Source organism: Promicromonospora sp. NPDC023987 (assembly GCF_040639055.1).
Lineage (GTDB): Bacteria > Actinomycetota > Actinomycetes > Actinomycetales > Cellulomonadaceae > Promicromonospora.
Genome location: NZ_JBEZZF010000069.1, coordinates 21,852 through 31,286, shown reverse-complemented (window position 1 = coordinate 31,286; position 9,435 = coordinate 21,852). Strand labels below are relative to the sequence as shown.

The following is a 9,435-nucleotide window of genomic DNA, read 5'->3' as shown; positions in this document are numbered from 1 at the left end:
CCGGACCGCTGATCAGCGGTCCGGCCCCCGTTCTACTTCGCCACAGTTCTACCTCGGCGGAGCGACCGCGTCAGGAACCGCTGCCGACGCGATCCTTGGGCGCCCGCTGAGCGATCCGCTCCTTGAGCCGCGGCACCACGTTCTTGTAGACGGACGGCTCGATCGGCAGGAGCCACTGCATCGTGCGGACGCCCGAGCCGATGTTCACGCCGGCCTCGTCGAGCGTCTCGTCGATCTGGTGCATCGAGAAGGGGATGACGTTGGTGCCCCGGGCGTGCTTGCCACCCGTGCGCTTCTCCATCCACGCGACCCGCCCGGCCACCTGCTTGCGCCGCTCCTCGAGCGGGGGCAGGTCGACGGTTCCGGCCAGGTACGCGGCGATCCAGATGGCGCCCGCCTCGGCGGACAGGGGAGAGAACAGCGAGGAGTTGTAGCCCGCGAAGGTCAGGTTCGGCACGCCCTCGGGCAGGATCTGACGGTAGAGCTGGTAGTTGCCGTTGTCGTCGAGCAGACGTGCGGACACGGTGTCGTCGAGGAACGGCACGCGCTGGTGGAACCCGGTGCCGCAGACGACGAGGTCGGCCGGGATCCGGCCGCCGTCGCTGAGGACTGCCACCGGGTGGCCGCCCTCGGTCTCGAACCGCTCGATCTCGGTGTCCCGGTGCACCTTGATCGCTCCGCTGGCGACCTGCTCGTAGAACCCGTCCGTCGACAGCGACACCGTGCTGTTGGCGATGTCGGCGAACTCGCCCCTGGGGACGAGTCCGAGCTTCTTGAGCTTGAACTGCCAGGTCGCGACGGACCCGATGCTCGACAGCATGCCGGCGCGCACCTTGTCCCCCGGGCCGTGCAGGAACCGCTCCATCCCGTTGTCGAGCTCCTGGTAGCGGAACAGCGCCTCGCCGAGGCGGGACAGCAGCAGGTACTTCATGTTGAGCGTGCTGGCGATGCGCTTGGGCATCTTCCACAGGAGGCGTCGGGCCACCACGGTCGTGGACTCGGCCACGGGGGCGATCTCGGCGGCGACGTCGCACGCCGACTTGCCGTACCCGACCACCACGACGTTCTTGCCGCGGGTGTCGTCGAGCGTGTTGAGCTGGCTGGAGGCGACGAGCTTGCCGCCGGCGCGGACGAGGTCGGCGTAGCCCTCGTACTGCGGGAAGACCGGGTCGGAGAAGATCCCGTTGGCGACCACGAGGTGATCGAACTTCTCGGGCGCGGAGACCGGGGCGCCGATGCGACGGGCCGTGACCATCCAGCCGTCCTCCGCGTCGGTCGGCTCGGCCCGGACGACCTCGGTGGCGAGCCGCAGGTGCGGGCGCAGCCCGAACTTCGCGACGTACCGCTCGAGGTAGGCCTGGACCTGCTCGCCGGTCGGCCACTCGGGGTAGTCCCGCGGCATCGGCAGGTCGGAGAAGGCGTACGAGTCCTTGTTGTTCTGCGTCCGCAGGCCTGTGTACCGGCGGGTGGCGCTCCACACGCCACCGACGTCCGGGGCCTTCTCGAACACGGTGACGTCGTGCTCGAACTCGCGGAGAATCTTCGCGGTGGCCAGTCCTGCGAAACCGGCACCGACGACGGCGATCTTCAAGGGGCCCCTGCTTTCAGTAGATTCCTGGCATTTTTCTCGAATGGTAGCCGGACGTCGGCCGTGTGCGATAGGGGCGGATCGGGGCGAATGCCCAGGTCGGCTGACCTTTCGTTACGGGCTCCAGTGCCTCGCCGTCCGGATGTCAGTGGTTCAGTCCATGATTGTGTCTGTGAGCGAGACGACAGGCATCCCGGAACCCGCCGACACCACGACCGGCACGACGACCGACGCTGCCACCGCGCAGCGCCGGTGGGCCGAGCTCGTGGCCCGGATCGAGGAGGACCGGCGGGCCTACTTCGAGGCGGACGCGCCCGTCTCGTCCGACGCCGAGTACGACGCGCGGATGCGTGAGCTGCAGGCGCTCGAGGCCGCCCACCCCGGGCTGGCGACGCCGGAGTCGCCCACGCAGAGCGTCGGCGGTGCGGCGGCGGCCGGGTTCGTCACGGTCGAGCACATCGAACGCATGCTGTCGCTCGACAACGCCTTCAGCACCGACGAGCTCGCGGTGTGGGCCGAGAAGGTCAACCGCGACCTCGGCACCGACCGCCCCGGCCTGCTGTGCGAGGTCAAGATCGACGGCCTGGCGATCTCCCTCGTGTACGAGAACGGCCGCCTGGTGCGGGGTGTCACGCGCGGCGACGGGCGCGTCGGCGAGGACGTGACCCGGAACGTGCTGCGTATCGCGGAGATCCCCCAGAAGCTCACCGGCGAGGACCACCCTGACGTGGTCGAGGTGCGCGGCGAGGTGTTCATCCCGGTCGCCACCTTCGCGCGGCTCAACGAGCTGCAGGCCCAGCTTCGCGAGCGGGCCGTCGAGGACGCACGGGAACGTGCCGGACGGCACGCCGGTGGCAAGCAGTTCGACGTGGAACGAGCGCGCATCGCCGCCCTGCGCAGGTTCCCGCAGTTCGCCAACCCGCGGAACGCCGCAGCGGGTGGCCTGCGGCAGCTGCTGGAGAACAAGGACGGTCTCGAGCTGGAGGCGGGTCTCGCCCGCGTGGAGGGCCTACGCATGTACGCGCACGGCGTGGGGGCCCTGCAGTGGCAGGCCGGGAAGCACGAGGAGCTGGAGCGGCAGTCCGACGCGTACGCGCTGTTCGAGCAGTGGGGCATTCCCGTCTCCCCGCACAACCGGGTCGTCGACGGCCTGGACGGCGCGCTCGAGATGATCGAGCACTTCCGCGAGCACCGGCACGACATCGAGCACGAGCTCGACGGGATAGTTCTCAAGGTCGACGCCCTGGCCCGGCAGCGCCGGCTGGGGTCGACCAGCCGTGCGCCCCGCTGGGCCATCGCCTTCAAGTACCCGCCGGAGGAGGTCAACACGCGGCTGCTGGCCATCCAGGTCGGCGTGGGCCGCACCGGCAGGGCCACCCCGTACGCCGTGATGGAGCCGGTGAAGGTCGCCGGCTCCACCGTGCGTCAGGCGACCCTGCACAACCAGGACGTGGTGCGGGCCAAGGGCGTGCGCATCGGCGACGTCGTGGTGCTGCGCAAGGCGGGCGACGTCATCCCGGAGATCCTCGGGCCGGTCGCCGCCCTGGCCGACGACGGCTACCCGCGCGAGGACTTCGTCATGCCCACGGAGTGCCCCGAGTGCGGTACGCCCCTGCGCGCCATGAAGGAGGCCGACGTCGACCTGCGCTGCCCGAACGCGGAGTCCTGCCCCGCGCAGGTGCGCGGGCGGGTCGAGCACATCGGCTCGCGCGGTGGGCTCGACATCGAGGCCCTCGGCGAGGTCACCGCCGCCGCGCTCACCCAGCCCGACGTGCCGGACACCCCGCCACTGGTCACCGAGGCCCAGCTCTTCTCGCTCACACTCGACGAGCTGCTCCCGATCGAAGCGGTGGTGCGGGACGCCGAGACCGGCCTGCCCAAGACGGACGACGACGGCGTGGTGCGCCGTCGCACCCCGTTCCGCCGCCGGCTGTCCCACGCCAAGGCGCAGCGTGTCGCGGCCGAGGAGTCGGGTGAGACCCTGCCCGAGTGGGCGCCGTCGGCGAACGCGACCAAGCTCCTCGACGAGCTCGAGCGCGCCAAGACGAAGGAGCTGTGGCGCAAGCTCGTCTCCCTGAACATCCGGCACGTCGGGCCGGTGGCGGCGCGGGCGCTCGCGGGCTGGTTCGGCTCCGTGGAGGCTATCGAGGCGGCGTCAGAGGCCGAGCTGGCAGCGGTCGACGGGGTGGGGCCGGTGATCGCCGCCGAGATCAAGGCCTGGCTGGTCGTGGACTGGCACCAGGACATCCTCACGGCGTGGCGTGCCGCGGGGGTCGAGCTCGCCACGCCGGGCCACCCGGGCCCCGCCGCGATGGCGGAGGCCGATACCGAGCCCACCGGTCCGCTCGCGGGCCTGACCGTCGTGGTGACCGGTTCGCTGGAGGACTTCACGCGCGATGGTGCCAAGGAGGCGATCATCGCAGCGGGCGGCAAGGCCTCCGGATCCGTCTCGAAGAAGACGGACTACGTGGTGCTGGGGGAGAACGCGGGCACCAAGGCGGCCAAGGCTGAGGCGCTCGAGATTCCCACCCTCGACGAGGACGGGTTCAAGGCGCTGCTGGAGGGCGGCCCCGAGGCGCTGTGACGCCACGCCGGCCCTGAGAACGGGGCTGTGCTCCGGACCTGCCCGGTCCGGGGCACAGCCCCGTTCTCGCGAGCCGCGACCGCGGCCGGGGCAACAAATGGCAACTGGTTGTCGTGGCTGTGCCAGGGACATAACGTCTGGCACGAAACAAAGGGCACATCAGTGCTCTTCGTCTCACGGACAGGCAAACCTCAACGGAGAGGCAGGCTGATGGACCGTATCTCAACCCCCGGACGAAGCTCGTCCCGGGCCCGCACGTGGCTCGTCGCGGCAGTCAGCGGCGTACTCGCCCTTCCTCTGATCGCCTCGGGCGCCAGCGCCGCGCCGGCCACCGACGGGGCCGCGGCCGCCGACGCGTGCGCCTACGGCTACTCGGCGAGCTCATCGGTCTTCTTCGGGGCCGGCGAGGCCGCCTCAGAAGTACCGAACTATGACACCGGCGACGGCTGCACCGTCATGGACGAGATCATGGCCGACGCGCCCTTCTCGACCCACGGCGAGTTCACGAACACCGTCGTCCGGATCGCGAGCCGCCTGGAGCGGGCCGGTGTGCTCACGGACGCCGAGCGCGCAGGCATCGCCGAGGCCGCCGCCGTCTCCGAGGTCGGCTCCCCCCACCCGGTGACGGGGACCCGCTCGGTGGATCTCAGCAGGATCGGCCTGGTGGGCTTCACCGTGCGCGCCACGATGCCGACGGACGCGGAGGGGACCCTCGCGGCTCTCGCCGAGTGCGGCTTCCAGAACATGGAGCCGTCCGGACGCGTCGGCAACTTCTACGGGTACACCTCCGCGGAGCTCGCGCCGCTGACGGACGCCGCCGGGCTGACCGTACCGTCCATCGGCGTCAGCCAGTCGAACCTGGAGAACGACCTCGGGGGCGTCATCGCGGAGGCGCGTGCGATCGGCGCCGAGTACGTGCGCATCTCCGGTTCCAGCAGCTGGACCCTCGCGGACTACTCCCGGACCGCCGCGGTCCTGAACGAGGTGGGCGCGACGCTCAAGGAGAACGGGATCACGGTCGCGTACCACAACCACGGGTACGAGTTCGAGACCGTCGAGAACGGCGTCAGCGGCTACGACGTCCTGGTCCGGGAGACCGATCCCGAGCTCGTCACCATGGAGCTCGACGTGTACTGGGCGGCCAGCGCGGGGGTCGACGCCATCGAGCTGTTCAACACCTACCCCGGCCGGTTCGAGCTGCTGCACCTCAAGGACATCGCAGCTGACGGGTCCTTCGCCGACGTGGGCGAGGGCACCATCGACTTCGCCGAGATCTTCGCGAGTGCCTCGCTCGCCGGGGTCCGGTACGGCTTCACGGAGCACGACCGGCCGAGCCCGGACGGCGTCACGTCGGCGTGCACCAGCATCGGCAACCTCGCCGAGCTGCGCTACTGACCCGCGCTGCCGGTCCGCTCGCGCGGACCGGCAGCAGGGCAGGCACAGGGGGAAGGCCGGCCGGCCCGGACGGGCCGGTTGTCAGTGTCGACGTGCGCCAAAGAGGAGAACCAAGGTGTGGACGCTCTCAGGATTCGCTGACGAGATATCGCCCGACTTCGAGACCCAGTGCAGGGTCGCGGCGGCACTCGACCTGAAGTTCATCGAGCTGCGCAGCGCGTGGGACACCAACGTCCTCGATCTGGACGACGCGCAGCGCCAGCGCGTCAAGAGCCTGCTGCGGCAGTACGGGCTCGAGGTCTCGAGCATCGGGTCACCGATCGGGAAGATCTTCGTGGACGAGGACTTCGACGCGCACCTCGGACGGATGCACCAGGCCGCGTACATGGCCGAGTACTTCCGGGCCCCCTACGTCAGGATCTTCTCGTTCTACGTACGGCCGGGTACCGACCCGGACTCGTGCAGGGACGAGGTGCTGCGGCGCCTGTCCGCGCTGACCAGGCTGGCGACGGGGGCCGGTGTCGTGCTGCTCCACGAGAACGAGCAGGGCGTCTACGGGGACACCCCGAAACGGTGCCTCGACGTCGTGGAGTCCGTCGGCTCACCCCACCTGACCCTGGCCTGGGACCCGGCCAACTTCGTCCAGGTCGGCGTGCGTCCGTACACCGACGCCTACCAGCTTCTCCGTTCGCACATCGAGTACGTGCAGATCAAGGACACGAAGCGCAGCACGGGGGAGATCGTGCTCCCGGGGCTGGGCGACGGCGAGGTGCGCGACACGGTCCGGGCGCTCCGGGCCGACGGGTTCGACGGGTTCTTCTCGCTGGAGCCCCACCTCAGCGAGGCCCACAGCCTCGGCGGCTTCTCCGGGCCTGAGCTGTTCACGGACGCCTGGGAAGCCTTCACCACCATGCTGCGAGCCGAGGGAGTGCCGTATACATGACCGCCGCCGACCCACCGCCCGCCTCGACGACCCCCCGAACGACCAGCACGGAGGAGAGCCCGATGACCACCACTGAGGACCTGCGGGCCGACTCGTCGGCCGCCCCGCCCGCCGCGACGGCCGGGGCCAAGGGCACGGCGGTCCCCGGGCGCCCGCGGACCTCGGCCTGGGTTCAGGCCGTCCGCCTGGCCGATGCGTCCTGGCGGCCGCTCGTCGTCCTCGGCCTCTTGTTCGCCGGCTGGTGGTTCGTCGCGTGGCGCGAGCTCGTCCCCGCCTACCTCATCCCGTCTCCCGGATCGGTCTGGGAGACCATGGTCACCGAGCGGGCCATGCTGCTCGAGCACACCTGGGTGACCACCGTCGAGACCCTCCTCGGCTTCGTGATCGCCGCGGTGATCGGCGTAGCGACGGCGGTGCTCCTCGTCTACTCGAAGACTGCCGAGAAGTCGTTGTACCCGCTGATCCTCTTCGCGCAGGTCATCCCCAAGATCGCGATCGCGCCGATCCTCGTGGTCTGGTTCGGGTTCGGGCTGACGCCGAAGATCATCCTCGCCGTACTCATCGCGTTCTTCCCCGTCGTCGTCTCGGCGGTAGCGGGCCTGCGGTCGGTCGACCCGGAGCTGCTGGAGATGTCAGCGACGATGGGCGCCTCGCGCTGGCGGACGTTCCGGAAGATCCGGTTCCCCGGGGCGCTCCCGCAGCTCATGTCGGGCCTCAAGGTCGCCGTGACCCTCGCCGTGGTGGGTGCGGTCGTCGGCGAGTTCGTCGGCGCCGATCGCGGCCTCGGGTTCGTGCTGCTCCTGGCGAGCGGCAACCTGGACGCGCCGCTGCTGTTCGCGGACCTCATCCTCATGTCGCTCATCGGCGTCGTCCTCTTCGTGCTCGTCGAGCTGGCGGAGCACCTCCTCATCCCCTGGCACGCCTCACGTCGGGGCAACGTCGTGCTCGCGGCGTCCTGAGCCTCATCTGCTCGAACCTCAGCTGTTCTCTCGTGTCACATGCCTGTAGCCAACGGCCGCCCGTCGCGGCGGCACGAAAGAAAGGCCGTTCACATGCGTGCTGCAAAGCTCGGAGCTTCATTGGCAGTGGTCAGCCTGGCCGTGGCGGGGTGCTCGGCCGGCGGGGCGCCCGACAGCTCCGCGGAGGGGGACGCCGCGGTGACCGTCACCCTGAACTGGGTCCCCTACGGCGAGCATGCCCCCCTCTACTACGGCGTGGAGCGGGGCTTCTTCGAGGAGGAGGGGATCGACCTGACGATCCAGCCGGGCAACGGGTCCGGAAACACCGTCCAGCAGGTCGCGCAGCGCAACACCGACTTCGGCTGGTCGGACACGCCGCCGCTCGCGAACGGGATCAGCGCAGGGATGCCGGTGCGGAGTGTGGGGGTCTTTCTCCAGACCGGGCCCAGCTCGGTCGAGTTCTTCGCCGACCAGGGCATCACGGAGCCCGCGGACCTCGTCGGGAAGACGGTCGGCGGCACACCGGGTGACGCCATGTACGGCACGTTCCCGGCCTGGCTGGAGCTCAACGGCGTCGACCCGGCCGAGGTGAACGTGGTCAACGTCGACGCGGCCGGCAAGATCGCCGCACTGATCGAGGGCAAGGTCGACGCCATCCAGGGCTTCCACCACGACCAGGCTCCGACCATCGAGAACCAGTCCGGCGAGGAGGTCGACGCCCTGCCGTTCGCCGACTTCGGGATGAACCTGCTCGGCACCGGCCTGGTGGCGAACGAGGCCATGATCCAGGAGGACCCGGAGCTCGTCGCGGCCATGGTGCGCGCTACGTCGCGTTCGTTCCTCGAGGCGGCCGACAACCAGGAGGCCGCGGTCAAGGCGATGGCGGCGAGCGCAGAGCAGGCCCCGGAGGAGAGCGTCCTGTCCGCTCAGCTCGCTGCCACGATCGAGCTGCTGAACCTCGAGGAGGCGCCGGTGCCGGGCACCAACACCGAGGAGCAGTGGACCGACACCCTGACGTTCCTCTCCGAGAACACGGACTTCGACGGCGCGGTCACGCCCGCGGAGTACTGGGACGGCACCTTCGGGGAGGACCAGTGATGGCAGCCACCGCCCTGGACGGATCGACGTCGCCCGTGACGACGGACCCGATCATCGAGGTCGAGCACCTCACGATGCGGTTCCGGTCGAAGCGGTCGGAGACCGTCGCCCTCGACGACGTCTCCTTGGCGGTCCGCGCCGGCGAGTTCGTCACCGTCGCGGGGCCCTCCGGCTGCGGGAAGTCGACGCTGCTGAAGCTCGTGGCGGGCCTCACCGCTGGCTTCGAGGGGAAGGTGCACCTCTACGGTGCGGCGGTCACCCGGCCGCAGCGGGACATCGGCTTCGCGTTCCAGCGGTCGGCCCTGCTCGAGTGGCGCGGAGTGCGCAAGAACATCCTGCTCCAGGCCGAGATGCGCGGCATGGACCGGCGGCTGGCGCAGCAGCGTGCGGACCACCTCATCGAGCTCACCGGACTGACCGGGTTCGAGAAGGCGCTCCCGCACGAGCTGTCCGGCGGCATGCAGCAACGGGTGGCGCTGTGCAGGGCACTCCTGCACGAGCCACGGGTGCTGCTCATGGACGAACCGTTCGGAGCGTTGGACGCGCTGACCCGTGAGCAGATGAACATCGAGATGAACCGGATCTGGCGAGAGACCGGGACGACGGTCGTCCTGGTGACGCACTCGGTTCCCGAGGCGGTGTACCTGGGCAGCCGGATCGTGGTCATGAGCGCACGACCCGGCCGGATCGTGGAGACCCTGGAACCCGGCCTGCCGGACGAGCGCGACTACGCCAGCACCCTGCGGGATCCCCGCTTCACCCGCGCGGCAGAACGGATCCGGAGCCTGCTCGGAGCCTCGCACACCCCCGAGTAGCCCCACGGACCACCCCGGCGCGTCACGTCACCCCGCGCACTCGAAGCCCCCTC

Annotated in this window: 7 protein-coding genes; 6 read left to right on the top strand and 1 reads right to left on the bottom strand. The window is 70.1% G+C overall.

Going from position 1 to position 9,435, the window contains the following annotated elements:
* Nucleotides 1–70 precede the first annotated feature (70 nt).
* Nucleotides 71–1,591, bottom strand: a complete 1,521-nt coding sequence (locus tag AB0F40_RS22860) for an NAD(P)/FAD-dependent oxidoreductase (RefSeq protein WP_357473117.1) — start codon at nt 1,589–1,591, stop codon at nt 71–73.
* A 163-nt stretch (nt 1,592–1,754) separates the two neighbouring features.
* Here AB0F40_RS22860 and ligA point away from each other — a divergent pair, with 163 nt between their 5' ends.
* The 6 genes from ligA to AB0F40_RS22830 all read left to right on the top strand — a co-directional run bounded on the left by ligA (nt 1,755) and on the right by AB0F40_RS22830 (nt 9,382).
* Complete coding sequence (ligA, locus tag AB0F40_RS22855; protein WP_357473126.1) at nt 1,755–4,172, top strand: NAD-dependent DNA ligase LigA; 2,418 nt, start codon at nt 1,755–1,757, stop codon at nt 4,170–4,172.
* A gap of 210 nt (nt 4,173–4,382) precedes the next feature.
* Nucleotides 4,383–5,567 (top strand): sugar phosphate isomerase/epimerase, encoded by a 1,185-nt coding sequence (locus AB0F40_RS22850; protein ID WP_357473114.1) that lies wholly within the window; start codon nt 4,383–4,385, stop codon nt 5,565–5,567.
* Nucleotides 5,568–5,682: 115 nt separating this feature from the next.
* A complete protein-coding gene (locus AB0F40_RS22845; protein ID WP_357473109.1) occupies nt 5,683–6,510 on the top strand; it encodes a sugar phosphate isomerase/epimerase family protein in 828 nt (275 codons plus the stop codon).
* 62 nt (nt 6,511–6,572) lie between these two features.
* Nucleotides 6,573–7,469 (top strand): ABC transporter permease, encoded by an 897-nt coding sequence (locus tag AB0F40_RS22840; RefSeq protein ID WP_357473106.1) that lies wholly within the window; start codon nt 6,573–6,575, stop codon nt 7,467–7,469.
* A gap of 126 nt (nt 7,470–7,595) precedes the next feature.
* On the top strand, nt 7,596–8,567 hold the full coding sequence (locus AB0F40_RS22835) for an ABC transporter substrate-binding protein (RefSeq protein ID WP_357473123.1): 972 nt from the start codon (nt 7,596–7,598) through the stop codon (nt 8,565–8,567).
* Nucleotides 8,567–9,382 (top strand): ABC transporter ATP-binding protein, encoded by an 816-nt coding sequence (locus AB0F40_RS22830; protein ID WP_357473103.1) that lies wholly within the window; start codon nt 8,567–8,569, stop codon nt 9,380–9,382. The genes AB0F40_RS22835 and AB0F40_RS22830 overlap by 1 nt, the downstream gene beginning before the upstream one ends.
* Nucleotides 9,383–9,435 lie beyond the last annotated feature (53 nt).